Here is a 23,511-nt window from a genome sequence, read left to right as displayed (position 1 = left end):
ACCGAAGGACCCTGTGGCGACTCTCACCCTGGCCCGCGGTCAGAACGTCGGCCTCCCCCCGACGGATCTCGTCACGGTGTCGTTCTCCGGGACCGGGCTCGATCTGCTCGCGTTCCAGCTCACGACCGGCAACCGGGTCCGCGACGACCACGACTTCGTCTTCTACAACCAGCGTTCATCGCCCGAAGGTGCGGTCCGACTCGCCGACGGCGGTGAGATCGAGATCCGGCTTCACGCCGTGCCCGAAGACGTCGAACGCATCGCGGTCGCCGTCGCATCGGATCGTCCGCTCGGCGCGGCGACTCCCACCGCTCAGATCCGGGCAGCTGACGTCGTGATCGATGCGCCCGCCGACGGCCTCACCACCGAGCACGCCGCCGTGTTGGTCGAGATCTACCGCCGGAACGGTTCGTGGAAGGCACGCAGCGAATCTGCCGGCTGGGACGCCGGGCTTCCGGCACTCGTCCGCTCGCTCGGAGTCGCCGTGGACGACGAGCCCGACGTCTCCCCCGCCGAACAGCCGGGAACTCCCGACCGGGATCCAACGATCCGAAAGGTTCACGGCGAGGACAGGCTCTCACTGGAGAAGCGCCAGATTCTGGACCTACGCAAGAAAGCCGTGCACCGGGTTCTGCTGACGAAAGGGGTCGCGGGCCGGGACGCTCGGGTGATCATGGTCATCGACAAGACGCTCTCGATGAGCGCCTTGTACCGCCGCCGCACGGTGCACCGGGTCGTCGAGCGGATGATTCCCGTCGCCACCCAACTGGACAGCGACGGGAATCTCGAAACCTACCTCTACGCCCGCCGATTCGCGAAGCTGCCCGATGTGACCGTCGCGAATGCCGAGTTGTGGATCGACACCTTCGTCCACCTCCGCGGACGACACGGGGCGCCGCTGTGCCCCGACATCGACTACGACAAGACCATCGGCGGTGCCAACGAAGAACTGCCCATCATGCGGGCCATCCTCGACGATCTGCACGGCGACCAGCCCGTCCTGGTCCTGTTCTTCACCGACGGCGGGTTCCACTCCAGGGTCGCCGCCATTCGAGCGCTGATCGCCGAAGCGGCGACCCGGCCTGTGTTCTGGCAGTTCATCGGGTTGGGTGACAACAACTTCGGGACGCTCACGTCGCTGGACACGATGACCGGCAGGGTCGTCGACAACGCCGGCTTCTTTCAGGTCGAGGACATCGACGAGCGCTCGGACGACCAGTTGTACGCCGATGTCCTCGGTGAGTTCGGCGAATGGATGACAGCCGCCGGAGAACTCGGGATCGTGGCCCCCCGCTAACCCGCCGACACCCGCAGTCTGTGCAGGTCCTCGGGCGCGTTGACGTTGACCAGCCAGTCCGGATCGGAGATCCCCACCCGATGGGTGTTGAGCGTCTCGATCGCGCCCAGCATGCGCCGTTCACCGCCGGCGACGACATCCGCGATCATCGCCGCGGCATCCGTGCGGTAGATCCCCGCCATCGGATGATCCCGCTGGGCGTCGTGGGCGATGACCGCCTGCGTCGAGTCGGTCAGCCCCAGCCGCAGCTCGTCGATCAGCTCCGGTGCGATCAGCGGCATGTCCGTGGCACAGACGAACGCGAACTCGGCACCCGCGGCAGCCGCCGCGGACAGGCCTGCGACGAGCCCGCCGAGCGGACCCGTCCCCTCCTGTTCGTCGGTCACCCAGTGCACCTTCGACGAATCGATCCCCGGCGCCGCCCGGTCGCGGATGTCGTCGACGCCGCGGAATGCCGCAGACGTCTCGCCCGCGACGACCAGCACCGGATCGCAGCGCTGGGACACCACCCGCACCACTCGCGCGAGCATGGGTTCACCGTCCCAGTCGAGCGCGGCCTTGTCGCTGCCCATCCGTCGCGAACGTCCGCCCGCCAGCACCAGGCCGGCGAGCACCGAGGTATCCGATCCGTGTTGAGTCACATCGCTCAGTGTGCTCGATGCGACACCGCCGCGGGGCGAGATGGACAAGAGAAAGCCCCGCCCGGGTCGACCCGGGCGGGGCTTTCTCGACGTCCGTCGTGCTGGGCGTCAGGCGCTCTTGTCGCGACGCTCGTCGCTGGAAGCCTTGCGGGGCACGATCGTCGGGAGGACGTTGTCGCGGACGGTCTCCCCGGTCACGACGACCTTCTCGACGTCGTCGCGGCTCGGGATGTCGTACATCACCGGCAGCAGGACCTCTTCCATGATGGCCCGCAGGCCGCGGGCCCCGGTGCCGCGGTGGATGGCCTGATCGGCGACCGCCTCGAGGGCGTCCCTGGTGAACTCCAGCTCGACATTGTCCATGTCGAACAGCCGGGTGTACTGCTTCACCAGCGCATTCTTCGGCTCCGACAGGATGCTCACCAGCGAGTCCTTGTCCAGGTTCGTCACCGAGGCGACGACCGGCAGACGGCCGATGAACTCCGGGATCAGGCCGAACTTGATCAGGTCCTCCGGCATGACGTCGGCGAACTGATCCGAGGTGTCGACCTCGTCCTTGCTCGCCACCTCGTTGCCGAAGCCGAGACCGCGCTTGCCGATCCGCTCGGACACGATCTTCTCCAGGCCGGCGAACGCGCCGGCCACGATGAACAGCACGTTCGTCGTGTCGATCTGGATGAACTCCTGATGCGGATGCTTGCGTCCACCCTGCGGCGGCACCGACGCCTGCGTGCCCTCGAGGATCTTCAGCAGCGCCTGCTGGACTCCCTCACCGGACACATCGCGCGTGATCGACGGGTTCTCGCTCTTGCGGGCGATCTTGTCGACCTCGTCGATGTAGATGATTCCGGTCTCGGCGCGCTTGACGTCGTAGTCGGCGGCCTGGATCAGCTTGAGCAGGATGTTCTCGACATCCTCGCCGACATATCCGGCCTCGGTGAGCGCGGTGGCGTCGGCGATCGCGAACGGCACGTTGAGCATCTTCGCGAGGGTCTGCGCCAGGTACGTCTTGCCGCATCCGGTGGGGCCGAGCATCAGGATGTTCGACTTCATCAGCTCGACGGTCTCACCCGTCCGGGCGTCCTTCTTCTCGCCCGCCTGGATGCGCTTGTAGTGGTTGTAGACCGCCACCGCGAGCGTCCGCTTCGCCGTGTCCTGGCCGATGACGTACTTCTCGAGGAAGTCACGGATCTCCGTCGGCTTCGGCAGCTCGTCGAGTTTGACGTCGCCGTTCTCGGCCAGTTCCTCTTCGATGATCTCGTTGCACAGGTCGATGCACTCATCGCAGATGTACACGCCGGGGCCGGCGATGAGCTTCTTCACCTGCTTCTGGCTCTTGCCGCAAAAAGAGCACTTGAGCAGGTCGCCGCCGTCTCCGATTCGTGCCATCTCGCGCTGTACCTACTTCCTCGTTGCCGGACTGTCGTGTCTGGTCCGTCGCGTCGCACGCAGCCGGGCATGGGTCATTTGATCGACACTCGAATGCCCAGTAACCCGACGGTACCCGCGTGCCGCTCGAACTTCGACCGATAAGGCCAAATGTCGCGGCAGAAAATCACCGGGACTTCTGCACTGCCACAACTACTTCTTGGCCAGGACTACTTCTTCATCGACTTCTTGCGGTACTCGAAGACCTCGTCGACGATGCCGTATTCCTTGGCCGCGGCCGCGGTCAGGATGTTGTCGCGGTCGGTGTCCTTGCGGATCTTCTCCTTGTCCTGACCGGTGTGGCCGGCCAGGATCTCGTCGAGGCGATCGCGGATGCGCTCGATCTCGGCGGCCTGGATCTCGAGGTCGGAGACCTGACCCTGGTAGGCGCCGCCGGTGCGCGGCTGGTGGATCAGGACCGTGGCGTTCGGCAACGCCGCACGCTTGCCCGGGGTTCCGCCGGCGAGGAGGATCGCCGCCGCCGAGGCCGCCTCACCGAGGCAGACGGTCACGATGTCACAGTGCACGTACTGCATCGTGTCGTAGATGGCGAGCATGTCGGGCACGCTGCCGCCGGGCGAGTTGATGTACATCGTGATGTCGCGGTCGGGGTCCTGCGATTCGAGCACGAGCAGCTGCGCCATGACGTCGTTGGACACGACCTGGTCGATCGGCGTGCCGACGAACACGATCCGCTCTTCGAACAGCTTCGCGTACGGGTCGTACTGTCGCTGGCCGTTCGGGGTGTGCTCGATGAACGACGGCAGGATGTACCGCGCTTCGATGTTCTTCAGCGCCAAGGCCGACGCGGGGATGCCGGCGGCGACCTCGGCGGGCATGCCGTCGAAGGAAAGGGAGTTGGTCATCTGTTGCTCCATTGGGTAGAGGTGGCTCGGCGGTGGGTACGGGAGCGGTCGTCGGACCGGGGTCTCACCGACCCGGGCGCGCGATCACCTTGTCGACGAAGCCGTACTCCTTGGCCTCTTCCGCGGTGAACCACTTGTCGCGGTCGGCGTCGGCCTCGATCTTCTCGAGCGGCTGACCGCTGAACTCGGCGTTGAGCCGGTTCATCTCCTTCTTGGTGAGCGCGAATTGCTCTGCCTGGATGGCGATGTCGGCGGCGGTACCACCGATGCCGGCGGACGGCTGATGCATCATGATGCGCGCGTGCGGCAGTGCATGTCGCTTGCCCTTGGCGCCGGCGGCGAGCAGGAACTGGCCCATCGACGCCGCCATACCCATCGCGTAGGTCGCGACGTCGCATTCCGCGAGCTGCATGGTGTCGAAGATCGCCATTCCGGCGGTCACCGATCCGCCGGGCGAATTGATGTAGAGGTGGATGTCCTTCTGCGGGTCCTCGGCCGAGAGCAGCAGGATCTGCGCGCACAGCCGGTTCGCGATGTCGTCGTCGACCTGGGTGCCCAGGAAGATGATGCGCTCGCGCAGCAGACGCTCGAACACCGAATCGGTCAGGTTCAACCCAGCCACACCCGAACTCATCGTGGGTGTGTGGATGGTCGGCTCACTCACGGGTTCCTACCTTTGCCTTGTTGTCATGACCTGCGCGTCACCCGCGGGTGACGCGCACGCACATCGAATGCTTCTCTGATGACGTCCTCACCGACACTAACCAATCGACACCCGCGGACACTCCCGAGGACACGCCTCTTCGCTGAGAGCAGAACGGCCTTCGGCACCGTGAACGGCCCGTGCGTGATGGTGGACCGACGGCGATCGCCGGCCCCCGTACTTCGAGGACCGGCGATCGCGGAGAAGAGGTGCGGCTGTGCTGGACCGCGGGAGCCCGATCAGTTGTCGGAGTCGGACTCGTCCGCAGCGGACTCGTCGGCGTCGTCATTGCCGCCGAAGTACTCGGCGGTGTCGACGGTGGCGCCGTTGGTGTCGGTGACGGTCACGTCGCCGACGATGCTCGCCAGCGACTTGCCGCGCCGGACGTCGGCGTAGACGGCACCGACCTGGTTGGCCTGCGTCAGCTGCTGGATGAACTCCTGCGGCTGCATGCCGTAGCGCTGGGCGGTGAAGATGATCTGCTGGGTCAGCTCGTCCTGGCTGACCTCGGTGTCCTGCTGATCTGCGATCGCGTCGAGCAGCAGCTGCTGCTTGACCGACTTCTCCGCCTCGGCACGGGACTCGGCATCCCACTCCTCGCGGGTCTTACCCTGCGCCTCGAGGAATTTGGCGACCTGCTCGTCGTCGTGCCCGAGCGCGTGGATGACCTGGTGCTGCTGGCCCTCGACCTCTTCGTCGACGACCTTCTCCGGCAGCGGGATCTCGACGGTCTCGAGGAGCTTGTCGAGCACCGCGTCGCGGATCTTGTTGGCCTGCTCCAGCTTCGCGGACTGCTCGACCCGCTCGGCGAGGCTGGCGCGCAGCTCCTCGACGGTGTCGAACTCGCTGGCCATCTGGGCGAACTCATCGTCGACCTCGGGCAGCTCGCGCTCCTTGACCGACTGCACGGTCACCTTCACGAGGGCCTCCTCGCCCGCGTGATCGCCGGCGACGAGCTTGGTCGTGAACTCTTTGTCCTCGCCGGCCTTCAGGCCGATGAGCGCCTCGTCGAGACCGTCGATGAGCTGGCCGGAGCCGACCTCATGGGACAGCCCCTCGGTGGTGGCCTCCTCGACGGCCTCCCCGTCGACGGTCGCGGCCAGGTCGATCGAGACAAAGTCGCCGTTCTCCACGCCGCGCTCGACGCCCTTGAGGGTGCCGAAGCGGGCCCGCAGGCCTTCGAGCTGCTCGTCGACCGCCGCCTCGTCGACTGCGATCGCGTCGACCTCGACCGACAGGGTCGAATAGTCGGGCAGGGTGATCTCGGGACGGACGTCGACCTCGGCCGTGAAGGTGACCGACTCGCCGTACTTCAGCTCGGACAGGTCGATCTCGGGCTGGCCGATGGCCTTGGTCTCGGTCTCGGCGACGGCCTCGGAGTACTTGGCCGGGATGGCGTCGTTCACGACCTGCGCAAGGATCGAATCACGGCCGACACGGGCCTCGATCAGCTTCGCGGGCGCCTTGCCCGGACGGAATCCGGGGATCCGGATCTGCTGGGCCAACGACCGGTAGGCCCGGTCGAAGTCTGCCGACAGCTCCTCGAACGGGACCTCGACGTTGAGCTTGACCCGGGTCGGGGTGAGTTGCTCGACAGTGCTCTTCACGCCTGAATACTCCTTATATCTACGGTGGTGGGAAGTTCGGTCGGTCGCGGGCCGTGCACCGGGTGACCGGTCGGGCCACATCGATCAAGTCGGGATGACAGGATTTGAACCTGCGACCCTCCGCTCCCAAAGCGGATGCGCTACCAAGCTGCGCCACATCCCGGGGTCCGAACACGCGAGCAGACCCCGGAGGGCGACCGCGCATCAGGGCCAACAAGAGATAGTACGTGCCACCGCGGCCGGGCCCGCGCACGGGTGCCGCGGCACGCCGGAACCGATGGTCGTCCGTCGGATGCCACCTCGTCGCATCCACCCCGATTTCGGTTCCGGCGCCGCTGCCGGTACAGTCACTCATCGCACGCGATGCCGGGTTCTCGACGGTCGCCGCAAGCAACGCGGGTGTAGCTCAATGGTAGAGCCCTAGTCTTCCAAACTAGCTACGCGGGTTCGATTCCCGTCACCCGCTCCACCAGCTCGGAGGCCTTGTCTCCGAGCCTTTTTCGTCGATGCCGGACAGGGCGTGCGCCTACTCCGGCGGCTCCGGCGGCTTGTTCCACGGCAACGGCATGCGATTCGGGTCGGCGATGTCACAGATCCCCGCCCAAGTCACCCGACCGGACCACATCCCGCCGGTCTCGACTCGCCCTGTGATCCACGCCACACCAGGCGTACCGTTGACCCATGTCCTCCAGCCACACGAAAACCCAACGCCGGTGCGAATCCTGCGGCGCCCCCCTGTACGTCCGCCGAGACGTGACCGAGTCCGAGGCCGGCATCGGTCGCGTCGACGTGATGCTCGTCTGCCGAGACGAGGCGTGTTCGCAACCTGCGCAACACCTTCGCACCGAGCATCCACAACCCGCCTGAGCGGGAACACGGCGCGCCCCGAGCGAGCAGTCCCAGTGGGACAAACGATCCTGTTGCGAACGTGGGTCCAGCGGCCACAATGAGTCCCACCCAGGAACCCGCTGCGCATGCGCGACCTAGAATGTGACGACCGTCACACGCGGAGTCGACAACGACGCTACCTCGGGTTTTGCCACGTCGTACTGAGGGTTCGCGATGGCGGCGTCATTCGGCGTGACCCGCTCCTTGGACCCAAGGCAACGGTTGTGTAACGATGGTTCCGCGCTCAGGCCGATGCGCGAACGAATCATCGAACCGAAGGTACGACCTGTGTTGAACTCTCACCTGCCGACCCCGCGCGCCTCGCGCCGCCGTTCGGCTCGACGACTCACGGCTGTCGTCTTCGGCGTCCTGGCCATGGCCCTCGCACTTCCCGGCGTGGCGAACGCCGTCCCGGTCACCGTGATCCCCGGCCTGCCGCCGGTCGAGATCCCCGCGGTCCCCGGTCTGCCGACCCCGCCGGCGCCGACCACCCCCGAAGCTCCGCAGCCGCCGCCGTCGACGACCGAGGAGAAGCCGGCCGGGCCGGTCATCCCGAACGTCAAGACCGAGACCGGTTACATCGCCCTGGCCGACGACAACACCCACACCATCACCTGGTGGCACAACGGCAAGGTCGTCCGGACGATGCCGATCTCGATGGGTTCGGACAAGAACCCCACCTCGAACGGCGTGTACTACACCAAGGAGAAGTACCGCGACATGTACATGGACTCGTCCACGTACGGCGTCCCGGTCGACTCCGCGGAGGGATACCGCACCTACGTCGAGTACGCGACCCGGATGTCGTGGGACGGCATCTTCATCCACGGCGCCCCCTGGTCGGTCAATCAGCAGGGTCGCAGCAACGTGAGCCACGGCTGCATCAACGTCACCAACGATCACGCCAAGTGGGTCTACGACAACGTCCCGCGCAACACCCCGATCGTGGTGCGCAACACCATCGGTGGGAAGTACCAGAACACGTAGTCTCGAGCAGACGACAGAGGGCCGGTCACCTCCAGGTGACCGGCCCTCTGTCGTGTGACCAGGTGGCGGCCGGGTCGGCGAACGTCGCCTGGACCTGAAGCCACTGGGCGATGACCTGACAACCGGTGGACGCCGGATCGGTGACCGAGGTCCGCCGATAGGGGTCGGTCCGGTACGACGTGTGCCGACCACCCACGGCGTTGGTCAGCCACAGACCACCTACCCGGATGCGCGACGGGAGGTAGCACCTGACCTCACGCCAGGCCGCCAGCATCCGCCCGGGGTCGCGCCGCCACTGCGCCGGCCGGACCGACGTCCGCCGCGCGTTCTGCAATTCGTTGGCGCGCAACACATCCCACGCACTTCTCCCCCATCGGCCGAGCCCGGCCAGCGCCATCGAGCCGGTGAGGTCGGCGACGTCGCGGACAAGCGAGTCCGCGTCGGCGTTGCAGATCACGTCCTCGGACGCGCCCACCCAGTACACCGGCAGCCCGGTCGGCAGATCCGCTCCCGGGCCCGCGACTCCCCACCCGTCGCAACCGGGCACCACGCCCGGCGGCTGGTGCGGGTCGGCGACCAGCCCGACACCGAGTACCCGGTCCAGGTCGGATGCACTCTCGGCATCCCCGGTCGTCAGATCGGCGACCGCGGATCGGATGACCACGGCCCCCTGCGAGTAACCCACCAGCGCGATCGGTCCTGCCGTGGCGCGGATGGCCGCCCGCAGTCGGCGCGCGCCGATCTCGACGCTCTCGACGAAACTCATCCCGCCCGGACGCGGCGCGGGACCATAGCTCGCCGGGTATCCGATCCACCGACAGTCGAAGCGGTCATCGAGTTCGTCGGCCACTCCGGTGAGGAGCCCGGACACCTCGGTCCGTGGATCACCCGGGTACGACTCCCCCGTCCCGCCGACCACGAAGACGGTGATCGTCGGCGTCCTGCCGGGCCGGGGCCGCCGGGTTCTGACCTGCTGCACCTCACCCATGGTGGGTCCCGGTTGTGTGAACCGCCCGCAGGTGCGCTGAGGGCTCCCTGAGATTCCTACGTCGACCGCGTCACGGGGCCGCGGCCCGTATGCCGCAGCCGTGACCGATCAGGACGCTTGCGCCGGTGGCGGTTTGGCGACGTAGTCGGCGGTCTCGATGATCGCCACGAAGAAACCGCTGCCCTCGATCACGTTGGCGCTGTGCACCAGGCCGGCCGGTATGTAGATGCTCGCGGGCGCCTCGACCTCGTAGACCTCGTCCCCGAGCGTGATCTCGTAGACCAGGCGGTCGAGCGACAGCAGGATGTTGATCTCCGGGCAGTCGTGAACGTGCGGCTCGCAGTAGTCACGTGAAGCCGCCGAGACGGCCCTCATCTCGTGTGCCACGACGCGTTTCTCCGCTTCCGGGAAAAGGTCCCCCCCGGCCAGCACACGACGGGTGATCGGCGCGTCGGCCGCGCCGTGGAACGGAACGTCTCGGAGTGGGGACACCTCGCCCCGCGAGATCAGTCCGGCATGAGACCGGATGCTTTCGCTGATTGTCACACTGCCCCCTCTTGTCTCCCGACTGTTCGCATGAGTAAGAACCTCACGGCTCCGCACATGCTACTAAGGTTCGGCTATCCACACCGACTGGGCGGTAACCTGTCAGGTCTGGCAGACGGGGCACCAATACAGTTTTCGGGCCTCCAGGTCGGCGATGAGGACGGGTGTCCCACAGATCCGGCATGGCTCGCCCGCCCGCCGGTACACGTAGGTCCGCGGACGGTTCGGGGCGTAGGACGGCGCCCCGGAATCGTCTTCGGGCCGGATCACGTGGATGCGTCCACGACGCACGCCGATCTTCATGAGAGTCACCAGGTCGGACCACAGAGCGTCGAATTCGTCTCGGAGAACACGCTTTCCGGGTCTCATCGGATCGATGCCGGCGCGGAAGAGGATCTCGGCGCGATACACGTTGCCGATCCCGGCGATGACTTTCTGGTCCATCAGCAGGGCGCCGACGGGCCGCGCGGACCGCGAGATCGCCGACCATGCCCGGTCGGGATCGGCGTCACGTCGGAGCGGGTCCGGGCCGAGTCGGGCGACCAACGCCTCGAGGTCGGCGGGGTGGTAGATCTCACACGCCGTCGGACCCCGAAGGTCCGTTCCGGCGGTCTCGGTCGCGATGCGGAGTCGAACCTGCCCGACCGGTTCCGGCACGGGCACCGCGAGTTCGGTGAACGAGCCGTACAGCCCGAGGTGGATGTGCACCATTCGTTCGGTACGCCCGTCCCGGTAACGATGGACGAGATGCTTGCCCCAGGCCTCGGCCGCGTGGAAGGTGAGTCCGTCCACCATCGCCGCACCGTCGGCGAAGCGACCCTGCGGGCTGCTGACGCGGACCCGCTGCCCGCCGAACAGTCGCTGCTGCCGGCGGGCCAGTCGATGGAGAGTGTGGCCCTCGGGCACGGACTCGGCCGAGACCTACTGGGCCGGGGCCCCCGGCACCTCGGGAGCCTCGCCGGTGCGCTCGTACTCCGCGAGGATGTCGATGCGCCGCTGGTGCCGCGCCTCTTCCGACCACGGGGTGGCCAGGAACGCGTCGACGATGGCCAGCGCCTCGGCGGTGCTGTGCATCCGGCCGCCGATGCCGATGAGCTGTGCGTTGTTGTGCTGACGGGCGAGCTGGGCGGTCTCGACGCTCCAGGCGAGTGCGCAGCGCGCGCCGGGGACCTTGTTCGCGGCGATCTGTTCGCCGTTGCCGCTGCCGCCGAGGACGATTCCCAGGCTGCCGGGGTCGGCGACGGTCTTGGTCGCGGCGGCGATGCAGAACGCCGGGTAGTCGTCGGCGGGGTCCATCTCGTGGGCACCGCAGTCCACGACCTCGTGGCCGGTGGCCTCGAGGTGGTCTGCGATCTGGTTCTTGAGTTCGAATCCGGCATGGTCGGCACCGAGGTAGACACGCATGGCGTCACTATAGATTGAGGGCGTGGACACGCCCCTGCCCGTCCCCCGCGAGCCGGCCGCCGGCACCCCCGCCTCCGGGACGCCGATTCCCAACGTGCCCGGCGTCGCCGACCCGCCGCCACCCGCGTCCGCCGATCCCGGTCGACGGTGGCTGCGCCCGGCGCACTACGCCGCGCGGCCGCGGCTGCACCCCTGGGAGATCCCCACCCTCGTGCTGGTGATCCTCGCGACGGTCGTCGGGTACGCGGCGATCATCGTCCTCGTCGCGCTGGGCACCCTCGACCAACTCCTGTTGGGCGCGTTGCTGTTCCCGCTCCTGCTGTTCGTGATCCGCGGCCTGACCTATGCATCACCGCGGGTCAACGGCGTACAGATGACGCCGACCCAGTTCCCCGACGGACACCGGATGGTCGTCGAAGCCGCAGCCCGCTTCGGACTGGAGTACGTGCCGGATGCCTACGTCGTCCTCGGCAACGGCGCGATCAACGCATTCGCCTCCGGGCACGGGTTCCGGCGATTCGTCGTCGTGTACTCCGACCTGTTCGAGGTGGGCGGCGCCGCCCGGGACCCGCAGGCGCTCGAGTTCATCATCGGCCACGAGGTCGGGCACATCGCCGCCGGGCACACCTCGTACTGGCGACAGCTCTCGACGATCGTCGGCATGAACATCCCGGTGCTCGGCGCCGCCCTGTCCCGCGCGCAGGAGTACAGCGCGGACAACTACGGGTACTACGCCAGACCCGGCGGGGCGCCCGGCGCGATGGGCGTCCTGGCCGCCGGCAAGTACATGCTCTCGGCGGTGGACTTCGACCAGTTCGCCGACCGGGCGACCCACGAGCGCGGATTCTTCACTTTTCTGACCAACGCGATGTCGTCGCATCCGGTGCTGACCTGGCGGGCAGCCGCACTTCGCGACCGGACCCGCGCGGGGGCGATGCTGCTGCGTCCGAGCCAGATCGTCCGGGGCGTCGGGAGCGGAAACGTGGTGGCGGTGCCGCCGCCTCCCCATCCGGCGACGCTCGCGCCCGACGGACTGCCCAACGGCATCGAACCGCCACCACGCTTCTGACGTACGGAACCGCTGTCGCGCAATCGAACCCGATCAGTCGAACTGCGGATCCTCGTTGCGCGTGCGCTTGAGCTCGAAGAAGTGGGGGTAGGACGCGAGCGCGCGCGCACCGTCCCACACCGTCCCGGCGTCCTCACCGCGCGGGATCCGCGACAACACGGGGCCGAAGAAGGCGACGTCGTTGACGTGGATGGTGGGCGTCCCGACATCGTCGCCCACCTTGTCCATTCCGGCGTGGTGGCTCTCGCGGATGACCTCGTCGAACTCGGTAGCGTCGGCGGCCTCGGCGAGCGAGGCGTCGAGGCCGACCTCCTCGAGCGCGCCCGCGATGACCTCGTCGAAATCCTTGATGCCCTGGTTGTGGATGCGGGTCCCCATCGCCGTGTAGAGCGGCGCCAGGATCTCGTCACCCTTCTGCGCCGCGGCGGCGGCGATGACCCGAACCGGACGCCAGGCGTGCTTGAGGCCCTCGCGGTACTCCTCGGGGACGTCCTTGCCCTCATTGAGGACGGCGAGGCTCATGATGTGGAAGTCGACCTCGATCGGCCGGACCTTCTCGGCCTCCAAGATCCAGCGTGAGGTGATCCAGCACCACGGGCAGAGCGGGTCGAACCAGAAGTCGACGCGATCGGTGGGCTGGGCCTGCTCTGACATGGAACATCCTCTCGAGAGTCGACAATGAGCACGGGCCGCCGACGATCGGCCGGTGGCGCCGTCGGACGGCTCAACACCCCGGCGGTTCGAACTGTTCCCGATGCGCGGAGCAGTCGCCGGCGCTGTGGATTCGCGGGGCCCGGTCCGAGCACGGTGTGAGATGGTGCAAGAACCGCCGAGGAAGAGGACCCGGGATGTCGTCGTCGCCACCGTCCGATCCGGACGAACCCGCCCGGGTGGTCGCGCGTCTCCGGCCGCTCGAACCCCGATCTCTCGGACAGCGCTCGGCACAGATCGTCCGGGCCGCCACGAAGCTGTTCCAGGACGCGGGATTCCGAAACGTCAGCATCGAGCAGATCGGCGCCGCGGTCGGTCTCACCGGGCCGGCGGTGTACCGACACTTCCCCGGCAAACACGACATCCTCTCGCAAGCGCTGACGACGCAGGTGGAGCTCGTCGCGACACTCATGGCCGACGCCGAGGAGCACGGCCGCTCGCCGGTCGAGCAGCTCGCACTTCTGCTCGACGGGCTCGGTGACCTCACTGCCCATCGGGACGTGTCGACGCTGTGGCGTCGCGAGCAACGCCATCTGCAGCCGGCCGAACTCGATGTGATGAGAGGCTATTTCGGCCAGCTGAGCGAACACTTCGCCTCACTCATCGTCGCGGCGCGTCCCGACGTCGCGCCGTCGGAGGCGGCGATGCTGGGTGCCGCTGCACTCAGCGTGTACTCCAACACCTCCGGGATGCGGGGCTCGTTGTCGCCCGCCCGCCTCATGGAGGTCCAGCGCGCCGTGGCGGACTCGATCCTCGCGTGCCGGCTGCCGGGGCCACCGGAGCCGGACCCCGATGCCGAGCGCGCGCCCGCGCACCGTCGCCCCGCCTCCCGTCGCGAGCGGATTCTCGACGCCGCCACCCAGTTGTTCTCCGAGCGGGGCTTCACCGACGTCCGCATCGACGAGATCGCCCGTACCGCCGATGTCTCGATCGCGACGCTCTATCAGGAGGTCTCCGGCAAATCCGATCTCCTGCGGGCGGTGCTGTGGCGCGGTGTGCAGGGCATCCTCTACGTCACCGCCCATGCGTTGAGCCGCGCCGGTTCCGACGACCCGCTGGACGTGCTCATCCCCGTGTTCGTCGAGTACTCACTCGACGTCCACGGCCGCATCCTGCCCGTCTTCACCAGCGACCTCATGTATCTCCCGGACACCGAGCAGACGCAGCTCCGGAACGCGCAGATGGATTACCGGGCCGAATGGATCGACGCGATCCGGTCCCGTAACCCACTGCTGACCGCGGCTGACGCGAATGCGCTCGCCCAGGCGTTGTTCGGGTACACGTGCGAGATCATCGAGTCGCCGCAGCTGCGGTCCCGGCCCGGGGTCACCGCCGAACTCGAGACGATCGCGCGGGCGATCCTGAACCCCGCCGGACTGCATGGAGCACCGCCGGAGTCCTGACCTGGATAAGCTGGCCTGCGTGACTGCTCCGAACCTCACCAGAGACCAGGCCCGCGACCGCGCTGCGATTCTCGACGTGTCGAACTACCAGATCGACCTCGACCTCACCGACGGTTCCGGGGCGCCCGGGACCGAGACCTTCCGCTCGACGACGACGGTGCGGTTCACCGCGACGGAGGGCAGCGAGACGTTCGTCGATCTCGTGGCACCCACCCTGATCTCGGCCACGCTCAACGGAGCCGACCTCGACGTCTCCGGTTTCGACGAATCAGTGGGTATCCCGCTGTCGGGCCTGGCCGCCGAGAACACGCTCACCGTGGTCGCCGACTGCGCGTACTCCAACACCGGCGAAGGACTGCACCGGTTCGTCGACCAGTCCGACGATTCGGTGTACCTGTACTCACAGTTCGAGACGGCCGACGCCAAGCGGATGTTCGCCTGCTTCGATCAGCCCGATCTCAAGGCGACCTACACGATGACCGTCACCGCTCCCGCGGACTGGAAGGTCATCTCCAACGCCGCGCACGCGGAGGCTCCTGGCGAACCGGACGGCTCCACATCCGCTGTGGTGCACCGCTTCCGGGAAACAGTACCGATGAGCACCTATCTCGTCGCACTCATCGCGGGGCCGTATGCGGAGTGGACCGACATCTACTCCGACGAGCACGGCGACATCCCGCTCGGCATCTACTGCCGCGCATCGCTCGCCGAGCACATGGACGCCGAGCGCCTGTTCACCGAGACCAAACAGGGCTTCGGCTTCTATCACCAGAACTTCGGGATCCCGTACGCCTTCGGCAAATACGACCAGCTGTTCGTCCCCGAGTTCAACGCCGGCGCGATGGAGAACGCCGGCGCCGTGACCTTCCTGGAGGACTACGTCTTCCGGTCCCGCGTGACCAAGTACCTCTACGAGCGTCGCGCGGAGACCGTCCTGCACGAGATGGCCCACATGTGGTTCGGCGACCTGGTCACCATGCAGTGGTGGGATGACCTGTGGCTCAACGAGTCGTTCGCGACCTTCGCTTCCGTGCTGTGCCAGGCCGAGGCGACCGAGTACACCAGCGCCTGGACGACTTTCGCCAACGTCGAGAAGTCCTGGGCCTACCGGCAGGACCAGCTGCCCTCGACCCACCCGGTCGCGGCCGACATCCCCGACATCGCGGCCGTCGAGGTCAACTTCGACGGCATCACCTACGCCAAGGGCGCATCGGTTCTCAAGCAGCTGGTCGCGTACGTGGGTCTCGAGGACTTCCTCGCCGGGCTGCGGAGCTACTTCGCCGCCCACCAGTTCGGCAATGCCACCTTCGCCGACCTCCTCGGCGCACTGGAGAAATCGTCGGGCCGGGACCTGTCGGACTGGGGCGACCAGTGGTTGCGCACCACGGGCATCAACGTCATCCGGCCCGATTTCGAGATCGACGACTCCGGCGCCTTCACGCGGTTCACCATCGTCCAGGACGGCGCTGCCCCGGGCGCCGGCGAGACCCGGGTGCACCGACTGCGCGTCGGTGTCTACGCCGACAACGGATCCGGTGCCATCGAGCAGACGCACAGCGTCGAACTCGACATCGAGGGTGAACGCACCGACGTCGCCGACCTCGTCGGTGTGCATCGTGGAGATCTGGTGCTGCTCAACGACGGTGACCTCACCTACGCTTCGGTCCGGCTCGATCCGGAGTCGCTGGCGACGGCGACCGCCCGGATCGGCGACATCAGCGATCCGATGCCACGCACCCTCGTCTGGTCGGCGGCGTGGGAGATGACCCGCCAGGCCGAGATGCGCGCCCGTGACTTCGTCGAACTCGTTCGGCAGGGCATCGCCGGGGAGTCGGAAATCGGTGTGGTGCAACGAGTTCTGCTACAGGCGACGACCGCCATCGAGTCCTACGCCGACCCGGAGTGGGCGGCCACCACGGGCCGTCCCGGGTTCGGCTCGCGGATGCTCGAACTCGCCCGCGCGGCCGACCCGGGTTCCGACCATCAGCTGGCGTTCGTCAACACCTGGCTCGGCGGCCGGATCAACGACGACCAGATCGAGGTGGCCCGGGCGCTGCTCGAGGGCGCTGATCCCGCCGACCACGGGCTCGAGGGTCTCGCCGTCGACACGGACCTGCGGTGGAAGCTGGTGACCGCACTGGCCACCGCCGGGGCGATCGACACCGATCCGGAGTCGACCCCGGTCATCGACGCCGAGGCCGAGCGGGACAACACCGCCACCGGCACGCGTTCGGCGGCGCTGGCGCGGGCGGCGCGTCCGCTGGCAGAGGCCAAGGCGGACACCTGGACTCGCGCCATCGAGGACGACACGCTCTCGAACGTGTACACCCGCACCATGATCGGCGGATTCGCCCGTCCCGGCCAGGGCGAACTCCTCGAGCCCTACGTGGAGAAGTACTTCGAGGCGGTTCCGAAGGTGTGGGCACGCCGGTCGAGCGAGGTCGCGCAGACCGTCGTCATCGGCCTGTACCCGAGTTGGGCGATGTCGCAGCATGCTCTCGACCTCGCCGAGGACTTCCTGGCCGGGGACCATCCGTCCGCGCTGAAGCGGCTGATCTCCGAAGGCCGCGACGGCGTGGCCCGCTCGCTGCGGGCGCGCGCCTACGACGCCCGGCAGAGCTGACGTCCGGGACGTCGTCGACACCGACCGCGAGAGAAAGCGGAGAACAGCACCGGGTTTCGAGGTGTGGTGGCGCCTACCTCGAAGCCCGGTCGTTCCGTCTACTACCCGGGATCGGGTGCGCTTGAATCACTGCGCCTGCTCATGCTGTTCGAGAGGCACATCTGAGAAAGTCCCACCCTGTTCGACGATGTCGGACGCCGCACGGGGGTCGTCATGCTCGTCTTCATCGACACGGCTCGTGGGAATGGTGGTGCGCACCCGGGAAGTGGTCATCATGTGATTTCCTGACTCCGCCGCGGAAAACGCGAGCGGAGGACCGATGCTGCGGGCGGTGATTCCGCCGAACTCGTTCCGGTCCTGGGCCACCACTGTACGCCTCATCCGAGATCGCGAAGTACCTCCACCCGCCGCATCTGCCGATCTTTGGCATACTGAAGAGGCCGCCGTGACCACAGCTGTCCGGTTCATGAATTTCGTGAAGCGCTCCGGTTTCCGATACCGAAGGTGCACCAGGCCCCCACAGAAGGCCACGAGGACCGTCATGTCCCCGATCGACACGCCCGCCGTCAACCGAAAGTTCGTGAGTTCGTACACGGACCTGGCCGCAGAGGTCCGCGAATCCGGACTCCTCGACCGCCGACAGATCTTCTACATCCACCGGATCGTCATCACCGTCCTCGCGTTCCTCGGTGCCTGGACTCTGGTCGTCGTGCTCGGCGACACCTGGTGGCAACTCGTCCTCGCCGTCGCCCTCGGCGTGATCAGTACGCATTTCGGTTTCCTCGGCCACGACGGCGCTCACCGGCAGATGTTCAGCTCCGCAGGTGCCAACGAGTGGGCGGCGCGACTCATCGCCGCGTCGGGAGCGGGGCTGTCGCTGCACTGGTGGCGGGGCAAACACAACAAGCATCACAAGGCGCCCAATCAGATCGGGGTGGACCCCGACATCGCCGACGGCGCGATTGCGTTCGTGCCCGAGTACGCCGCGGCACGCACCGGTTTCTCCCGCTGGTTCGCGCGACGCCAGGGATGGCTTTTCATTCCGCTGCTCACTCTCGAGGGCCTGTCGCTGCACGTCGCCAGCCTGAGGGGGCTCGCCGAGCGCACATCGGTACCCCACCGCGCCTTGGAGATCTGCCTCATCGTGGCGCGCATCTCTCTCGGCGTGGCGGTGCCGTTCGCGGTGATGTCGCCGGTCCAGGCCGTGTGCTTCATCGGCATTCAACTCGGCGTCTTCGGTATGCTGCTCGGCGGCGCCTTCGCCCCGAACCACAAAGGAATGCCGTTGGTGCCGAAGGACTTACGCGTTGACTTTCTCCGGCGCCAGGTCCTGATGTCCCGCAACATCAGGGGTGGAAGGCTCACCGATTTCATGATGGGCGGGTTGAACTATCAGATCGAACACCACCTTTTCCCGAGTATGCCGCGACCCAATCTGTCCAAGTTGCAGCCCCTTGTCCGCGCCCACTGCGCCCGGCACGGCGTGACCTACACCGAGACGTCACTCCTCGCGTCCTACGGCATCGTGATCCGCTACCTGAACCAGGTGGGTATCGGCGAGCGCGATCCATTCACCTGTCCGCTGGTTCGGACCTACCGCTAGCCGCGGGCATCGACCACGCGCGCGAACGCCCCGCGGCGGAAGGCATCCCGGCCCGCCGATCGTCAGCGCCGTCGCCACCGGTAGCGCACCTGCGGCCGGCCCGCCGAGCCGTACTCGGTCTCGCGTTCGAGTACGTGGTCGTCGGCGAGCCGCTCGAGGTAGCGCCATGCGGTGACCCGCGACGACCCGAGGGCGCGCGCCACTTCCGAGGCGGTCAGCCCGTCGGGGCTGTCACGGACCGCCCGGCTGACCGCGTCCTCGGTCTGCGGCGCCGCGCCCTTCTTCGCCGATCGACGGGTGTCGCTCGTGCGCAGCTCGGCGAGCGCCCGGTCGACGTCGCGCTGACTGACCGCGTCGGCGTCGCCGGTGAGGGCTTCGCGGTAGCGCAGGTACTGCTCGATCTTCTCCCGGAACGCGGCGAAGGTGAAGGGTTTCAGCAGGTAGAGCAGCACCCCGCGCGACATCGCGCTGCGGACGGTGGCGAGGTCGCGCTGGGCGGTGATCGCGATGACGTCGGGCGCCGGGCGGACACCCGACAGCGCCGAGGCGAGGTCCACGCCACGCGCGTCGGGCAGACCCAGGTCGAGCAGCACCAGGTCCACCGGTCCGGCGGTGGCCATCCGCAGCGCCTCCTGCGCGGTGGACACGGCACCGACGACCTCGAATCCGCCCAGCCGGACGAGATAATCGCGATGCGCCTCGGCGATCACGGGTTCGTCCTCGACGATCAGGACGCGGATCATCGTGCGCGCTCCCCCGTGTCGGCGCGCACGCGTACCGAGATGACCGAGCCGTAGGTGTTCTCGGCGCTCATCGTCCCGTGCCGGCGGGCGACGACCTGGGCGACGAGGGCGAGACCGAGGCCGCGCCCGGCGGCGTCACCTCCCGGCTTCGTCGTGTAGCCCCGAGTGGTCGCCAGGGCGAGCAGGTCGGCATCCATGCCGCTGCCGCTGTCGGCGACGACGATGTCGAGCACGCGGTCGTCCCCGACGACCGTCACCTCCACCCACGGGTCCGCGGGGTCGCAGGCGTCCAGGGCGTTGTCGATCAGGTTGCCCACGACCGTGATCATCTCACCGGGCGTGAGGAGCCCGGTGGCGGCGTCGCTCACCTGCGAATCCTCGGTCAGGGACAGCGGAATCCCGCGTTCGGCCGCCTGCGCGGTCTTCCCCAGCAGGAGGGCGACCAGCGCGGGCTCGGCCACCGCCTGGGCCATCCTGTCGATGAGCTGCTGGGACAGCTCGAACTCGGTCGTCGCCAGCCGGATCGCCTCGTCGGGCCGGCCCATCTCCACGAGGGCGACGATCGTGTGCAACCGGTTGGCGGCCTCGTGCGCCTGCGATCGGAGGGCCTCGGCAAACCGCGTCATGGAGTCGAGTTCGCCCATCGCCTCCGAGAGCTCGGTGCGGTCGCGGATGGTGACCACCGACGACGCGCGTCGGCCGGCCACCGGGGAACGACTCACCAGCAGCACCCGGCCGCGGTCGGCGTAGGTCACGTCCGTCTCCTCGTCACCGTCTGTGAGGAAAGCAGGCAGGTCCGCCGGGGCCGTGTCGGGTCCGATCTCGAGCAGTCGCTGCGCCTCGGCGTTGACCAGGGCGGGTCGCCCGTCCTCTACGACGACCAGTCCCTCGCGTACGGAACGCAACACGGCGTCGTGGTGGTCGTACATCAGCCGCAACTCGTCGGGCGCGAGTCCACCGGTCTGCCGCAGCAGTCGTCGACGGATCCACCACACGCCGCCTACGGCGGTGAGCAGTGCCGCGAACGCGGCGAGGGCGATCATCGGCAGCTGGCCACGCCACGCCGACGTCAGCGAGCGCTGGGTGATCCCGGCGGCGACCATCCCCACCACCCGGCCGTCGGCATCACGGACGGGGACGATCGTCCGGATCGACGGGCCCAGCGTGCCGGTGTAGTTCTCGGTCACGGTCTGCCCGCGCAGTGCCGCGTCGATGCTCCCCAGATACGGTTCGCCGATTCGCGCAGGGTCGGTGTGGGTGTAGCGGGTCCGGTCGGGCGCCAGCACGGTGATGAACGCGATCCCGGTTGCCGCGCGCACCCGCTCGGTGACCGGCTGCAGCACCGCGCTGGGATCCGGAGACGTGAGGGCGGCGACGGTCGACGGCGACTCCGCCAGACTGACCGCCACCGCTGTCACCTCGGCCCTCGCCGCGCGGTCCGCGTCGATGCGGGCGTCGACGGCCGCCAGAACGCTCTCGGCGACGACGACCACCGCGAAGACCGCCAGTGCGAGCGCGGCGACCTGTCCGGCGAGCGTTCGCGGGTACCACCGCATCCCTGCCGACCTCGTTCCTGTCCGAAGTGATGACTCCGGACGTGCTGGGTATGAACGTAATGAACACAATCGTGACCCGCGTCACCACATCGGGCCACAATCCTAATCACTGTTGTCCGAGGTGTACGAGGAGAGAATCACCGATGAACATTCGAGGTAGGTCCGGCGACTCACCGGCCGGGGACGGTTCCGATCCCATCGCGACCACGCCCGACGATACGGCCGACACGCCATCCAAGGCCAAGCGCGACCGCACCCACTGGCTGTACATCGGTGTCATCATCGCGGTGATCGCGGGCGTCGTGGTCGGGCTCGTCGCGCCGGGCGTCGGCAAGGACCTCGGAGTGCTGGGGACCATGTTCGTCAGCCTCATCAAGATGATGATCGCCCCGGTCATCTTCTGCACGATCGTGTTGGGCATCGGCTCGGTTCGCAAGGCGGCGACGGTCGGCAAGGTCGGCGGACTCGCGTTCGTCTACTTCCTGGCGATGTCGACGGTCGCGCTGGCCATCGGCCTGGTCGTCGGCAACATCATCCAGCCGGGCGACGGACTGAACATCGACTCGGTGTCGGGCAAGGGCCAGGAACTCGCCGAGGACGCACACGAGTCCGGCGGGACCCTCGACTTCATCCAGGGCATCATCCCGGAATCGATGCTGTCCGCGCTGACCGAGGGCAGCGTCCTGCAGGCGTTGTTCGTCGCGCTGCTCGTGGGGTTCGCGATCCAGGCGATGGGGCGCACCGGCGAACCGATCCTCACCGCGGTCTCCTACTTCCAGAAGCTCGTCTTCAAGGTGCTCACCATGGTGCTCTGGGTGGCCCCGATCGGCGCGTTCGGCGCCATCGCCAGCGTCGTGGGACAGACCGGCTGGGCCGCGGTCCAACAGCTGCTGACGCTGATGCTCGCGTTCTACCTGACCTGCCTGGTGTTCGTGTTCGGCGTGCTCGGAGTGCTGCTGCGCACCGTGTCGGGCGTCTCGATCTTCAAACTCGTCAAGTACCTCACCCGCGAGTACATCCTGATCTTCGCGACCTCGTCCTCGGAGTCCGCGCTGCCTCGCCTGATCGCGAAGATGGAGCACCTCGGCGTGGAGAAGACGACCGTCGGCGTCGTGGTGCCGACCGGGTACTCGTTCAATCTCGACGGCACCGCCATCTACCTCACGATGGCGTCGATCTTCATCGCCGACGCGATGGGCGACCCGCTGTCGGTCGGTGAGCAGATCGGCCTGCTCGCGTTCATGATCATCGCGTCCAAGGGCGCCGCCGGCGTCAGCGGTGCGGGATTGGCCACGCTCGCCGGTGGACTCCAGGCCCATCGCCCCGACATGCTCGACGGCGTCGGCCTCATCGTCGGCATCGACCGGTTCATGTCGGAGGCCCGCGCGGTCACCAACTTCTCCGGCAACGCGGTCGCGACGCTGCTCGTCGGCTCGTGGACCAGCACCATCGACAAGCAGCGCGTCGACGACGTGCTGTCCGGCCGGGATCCGTTCGACGAGAGCAACATGGTCGACGACGAACTCGATGACGACACCACCGTTCGCGGAGCCCACGAGAAGGTCCTCACTCACTGACGACCCGCGACGACGAAGGCCGCCCCACCGGAATGGTGGGGCGGCCTTCGTACGTCCGGGGTGTGCGAGCGATCAACCGCCGGCAGCGGCGGTGGCCATCACGCGCAGTGAGGCGATCAGCCCGTCGATCAGGTTGCCCTGACGGAAGCCGGTGACCGCGGCGGTGACACCGAGAGCCGCGACGCGATCGTTCACGCGGGTGGACACCTTGTTGCCGGAGACGATGACCACATCACGCGAGTTCGGCGAGACGGCGATGAGGGTGCCGTACGCGGGCTCGGGCGACTTCGCGAGGATCGCACGGGCGCTGGTCTCGGGCTCACCGTCGAGGTCGCCGATGTAGACCGAGAAGCGCACGAGGGCCTTCTCGCTGGCGGCCTTGAGCGTCTCGTCGAGCGCGATCAGATCCTTCTTGCTGAACGGCGGCGTGGTCGGAGCGTCGGCCGGGTAGCGTGCCGCAGAGATGCGACCGCTGTTGGTGAAGACGGCGCCCAGCGGCAGTTCGGCGGCCGACCGGGCCGCGACCTCGGCGCTCACATTTGCGTGCGTAACCTCACCATTTGCCACTGGCCGAGCTCCCATCGACGTCGCCGGGTTCCGCATGCCGCGGAAGTGCCATCGGTTCGATGTCGGTGGCACTGAAGAGAAGCGGTGCGTGCTCCCACTGCTGGTCGAGGGTGTACTCCTCGACCTTCGGGTACTTGACCCCGGAGGAGAACACCATCGCGACAACACAGAGCAGAACAGCAAGCACCGTGAGAATCGTGACTGGCACTCCGATGGGGACGATCAGGCTGTCGACGTCCATGTCACCCTTTCGATGGTCGCGCCGGACCCGCCCGGTTGTCGGCGCAGGTCATCGTTGATCAAT

The 23,511-nt window shown here is 67.5% G+C and carries 23 protein-coding genes and 2 tRNA genes; 9 read left to right on the top strand and 16 right to left on the bottom strand.

What is annotated here, in order from left to right:
* The first annotated feature begins 13 nt into the window (after window positions 1–13).
* The gene (locus ACFVHY_RS08105) at window positions 14–1,297 is read left to right on the top strand and encodes a VWA domain-containing protein (protein WP_390270630.1); all 1,284 of its coding nucleotides are present in this window, start codon (window positions 14–16) and stop codon (window positions 1,295–1,297) included.
* On the opposite strand, the gene ACFVHY_RS08100 is transcribed toward ACFVHY_RS08105, so the two are convergent.
* From ACFVHY_RS08100 to ACFVHY_RS08075, 6 genes are all read right to left on the bottom strand, one after another.
* Complete coding sequence (locus ACFVHY_RS08100) at window positions 1,294–1,869, bottom strand: molybdenum cofactor guanylyltransferase (RefSeq protein WP_390271478.1); 576 nt, start codon at window positions 1,867–1,869, stop codon at window positions 1,294–1,296. The two genes, ACFVHY_RS08105 and ACFVHY_RS08100, sit on opposite strands and share 4 nt — an antisense overlap.
* 177 nt (window positions 1,870–2,046) lie before the next feature.
* On the bottom strand, window positions 2,047–3,327 hold the full coding sequence (clpX, locus tag ACFVHY_RS08095) for an ATP-dependent Clp protease ATP-binding subunit ClpX (protein WP_390270627.1): 1,281 nt from the start codon (window positions 3,325–3,327) through the stop codon (window positions 2,047–2,049).
* Window positions 3,328–3,536: 209 nt separating this feature from the next.
* Window positions 3,537–4,232 carry an ATP-dependent Clp protease proteolytic subunit gene (locus ACFVHY_RS08090; RefSeq protein WP_390270625.1) on the bottom strand — a complete coding sequence of 232 codons (696 nt, stop codon included), beginning with the start codon at window positions 4,230–4,232 and terminating at the stop codon, window positions 3,537–3,539.
* Between the two features lie 64 nt (window positions 4,233–4,296).
* Window positions 4,297–4,896, bottom strand: a complete 600-nt coding sequence (locus ACFVHY_RS08085) for an ATP-dependent Clp protease proteolytic subunit (protein ID WP_078113597.1) — start codon at window positions 4,894–4,896, stop codon at window positions 4,297–4,299.
* 278 nt (window positions 4,897–5,174) lie between these two features.
* A complete protein-coding gene (tig, locus tag ACFVHY_RS08080; protein WP_390270621.1) occupies window positions 5,175–6,542 on the bottom strand; it encodes a trigger factor in 1,368 nt (455 codons plus the stop codon).
* Between the two features lie 89 nt (window positions 6,543–6,631).
* Window positions 6,632–6,705, bottom strand: a tRNA-Pro gene (locus tag ACFVHY_RS08075).
* 232 nt (window positions 6,706–6,937) lie between these two features.
* Here ACFVHY_RS08075 and ACFVHY_RS08070 point away from each other — a divergent pair.
* The 3 genes from ACFVHY_RS08070 (at window position 6,938) to ACFVHY_RS08060 (ending at window position 8,417) form a co-directional block, all read left to right on the top strand.
* Window positions 6,938–7,011 (top strand) — tRNA-Gly (locus ACFVHY_RS08070).
* Between the two features lie 212 nt (window positions 7,012–7,223).
* Window positions 7,224–7,409, top strand: coding sequence for a hypothetical protein (locus ACFVHY_RS08065; RefSeq protein WP_390270618.1), 186 nt, complete (start codon window positions 7,224–7,226; stop codon window positions 7,407–7,409).
* Between the two features lie 273 nt (window positions 7,410–7,682).
* The gene (locus ACFVHY_RS08060) at window positions 7,683–8,417 is read left to right on the top strand and encodes a L,D-transpeptidase (RefSeq protein ID WP_390270615.1); all 735 of its coding nucleotides are present in this window, start codon (window positions 7,683–7,685) and stop codon (window positions 8,415–8,417) included.
* A 25-nt stretch (window positions 8,418–8,442) separates the two neighbouring features.
* Here the strand turns inward: ACFVHY_RS08060 and ACFVHY_RS08055 are convergent, their stop codons facing one another.
* The 4 genes from ACFVHY_RS08055 to ACFVHY_RS08040 all read right to left on the bottom strand — a co-directional run bounded on the left by ACFVHY_RS08055 (window position 8,443) and on the right by ACFVHY_RS08040 (window position 11,355).
* Window positions 8,443–9,405 carry a PE-PPE domain-containing protein gene (locus ACFVHY_RS08055; RefSeq protein ID WP_390270612.1) on the bottom strand — a complete coding sequence of 321 codons (963 nt, stop codon included), beginning with the start codon at window positions 9,403–9,405 and terminating at the stop codon, window positions 8,443–8,445.
* A 108-nt stretch (window positions 9,406–9,513) separates the two neighbouring features.
* Window positions 9,514–9,951, bottom strand: a complete 438-nt coding sequence (locus ACFVHY_RS08050) for a homocitrate synthase (protein ID WP_078113594.1) — start codon at window positions 9,949–9,951, stop codon at window positions 9,514–9,516.
* Window positions 9,952–10,053: 102 nt separating this feature from the next.
* Complete coding sequence (locus ACFVHY_RS08045) at window positions 10,054–10,857, bottom strand: Fpg/Nei family DNA glycosylase (protein WP_390270609.1); 804 nt, start codon at window positions 10,855–10,857, stop codon at window positions 10,054–10,056.
* A 15-nt stretch (window positions 10,858–10,872) separates the two neighbouring features.
* Window positions 10,873–11,355, bottom strand: coding sequence for a ribose-5-phosphate isomerase (locus ACFVHY_RS08040; protein ID WP_390270606.1), 483 nt, complete (start codon window positions 11,353–11,355; stop codon window positions 10,873–10,875).
* A gap of 22 nt (window positions 11,356–11,377) precedes the next feature.
* On the opposite strand from ACFVHY_RS08040, the gene ACFVHY_RS08035 reads away from it, so the two are divergent.
* Window positions 11,378–12,424 carry a M48 family metallopeptidase gene (locus tag ACFVHY_RS08035; protein WP_390270603.1) on the top strand — a complete coding sequence of 349 codons (1,047 nt, stop codon included), beginning with the start codon at window positions 11,378–11,380 and terminating at the stop codon, window positions 12,422–12,424.
* A gap of 33 nt (window positions 12,425–12,457) precedes the next feature.
* Here the strand turns inward: ACFVHY_RS08035 and ACFVHY_RS08030 are convergent, their stop codons facing one another.
* A complete protein-coding gene (locus ACFVHY_RS08030; protein ID WP_390270600.1) occupies window positions 12,458–13,078 on the bottom strand; it encodes a DsbA family protein in 621 nt (206 codons plus the stop codon).
* A gap of 194 nt (window positions 13,079–13,272) precedes the next feature.
* Between ACFVHY_RS08030 and ACFVHY_RS08025 the strand changes: the two genes are divergently transcribed.
* Window positions 13,273–14,538, top strand: a complete 1,266-nt coding sequence (locus ACFVHY_RS08025; protein ID WP_390270597.1) for a TetR/AcrR family transcriptional regulator — start codon at window positions 13,273–13,275, stop codon at window positions 14,536–14,538.
* A gap of 19 nt (window positions 14,539–14,557) precedes the next feature.
* Window positions 14,558–17,161: an aminopeptidase N gene (gene pepN, locus ACFVHY_RS08020; protein WP_390270594.1), complete on the top strand. Its 2,604-nt coding sequence runs from the start codon at window positions 14,558–14,560 to the stop codon at window positions 17,159–17,161.
* 126 nt (window positions 17,162–17,287) lie between these two features.
* Here the strand turns inward: pepN and ACFVHY_RS08015 are convergent, their stop codons facing one another.
* The gene (locus ACFVHY_RS08015) at window positions 17,288–17,530 is read right to left on the bottom strand and encodes a hypothetical protein (RefSeq protein ID WP_390270591.1); all 243 of its coding nucleotides are present in this window, start codon (window positions 17,528–17,530) and stop codon (window positions 17,288–17,290) included.
* A 172-nt stretch (window positions 17,531–17,702) separates the two neighbouring features.
* Between ACFVHY_RS08015 and ACFVHY_RS08010 the strand changes: the two genes are divergently transcribed.
* On the top strand, window positions 17,703–18,764 hold the full coding sequence (locus ACFVHY_RS08010; protein ID WP_390270588.1) for a fatty acid desaturase family protein: 1,062 nt from the start codon (window positions 17,703–17,705) through the stop codon (window positions 18,762–18,764).
* A 62-nt stretch (window positions 18,765–18,826) separates the two neighbouring features.
* Here the strand turns inward: ACFVHY_RS08010 and ACFVHY_RS08005 are convergent, their stop codons facing one another.
* Both ACFVHY_RS08005 and ACFVHY_RS08000 read right to left on the bottom strand, forming a co-directional pair.
* Complete coding sequence (locus tag ACFVHY_RS08005; RefSeq protein ID WP_390270585.1) at window positions 18,827–19,507, bottom strand: response regulator; 681 nt, start codon at window positions 19,505–19,507, stop codon at window positions 18,827–18,829.
* A complete protein-coding gene (locus ACFVHY_RS08000) occupies window positions 19,504–21,063 on the bottom strand; it encodes an ATP-binding protein (protein ID WP_390270582.1) in 1,560 nt (519 codons plus the stop codon). The genes ACFVHY_RS08005 and ACFVHY_RS08000 overlap by 4 nt, the downstream gene beginning before the upstream one ends.
* Before the next feature lie 143 nt (window positions 21,064–21,206).
* Here ACFVHY_RS08000 and ACFVHY_RS07995 point away from each other — a divergent pair, with 143 nt between their 5' ends.
* The gene (locus ACFVHY_RS07995; protein WP_390270575.1) at window positions 21,207–22,640 is read left to right on the top strand and encodes a cation:dicarboxylate symporter family transporter; all 1,434 of its coding nucleotides are present in this window, start codon (window positions 21,207–21,209) and stop codon (window positions 22,638–22,640) included.
* Between the two features lie 72 nt (window positions 22,641–22,712).
* Here ACFVHY_RS07995 and ACFVHY_RS07990 read toward each other — a convergent pair whose 3' ends face one another.
* Both ACFVHY_RS07990 and ACFVHY_RS07985 read right to left on the bottom strand, forming a co-directional pair.
* On the bottom strand, window positions 22,713–23,207 hold the full coding sequence (locus ACFVHY_RS07990; RefSeq protein ID WP_390270572.1) for a DUF5130 family protein: 495 nt from the start codon (window positions 23,205–23,207) through the stop codon (window positions 22,713–22,715).
* The gene (locus tag ACFVHY_RS07985; protein ID WP_058250036.1) at window positions 23,194–23,448 is read right to left on the bottom strand and encodes a hypothetical protein; all 255 of its coding nucleotides are present in this window, start codon (window positions 23,446–23,448) and stop codon (window positions 23,194–23,196) included. Before ACFVHY_RS07985 ends, ACFVHY_RS07990 begins: the two co-directional genes overlap by 14 nt.
* Window positions 23,449–23,511 lie beyond the last annotated feature (63 nt).

The organism is Gordonia sp. NPDC127522, assembly GCF_042672305.1.
In the GTDB taxonomy this organism is placed as follows: Bacteria; Actinomycetota; Actinomycetes; order Mycobacteriales; family Mycobacteriaceae; genus Gordonia; species Gordonia hongkongensis.
Note: the sequence above shows the minus strand (reverse complement) of the source record. Positions and strands in the feature narration are given on the sequence as shown.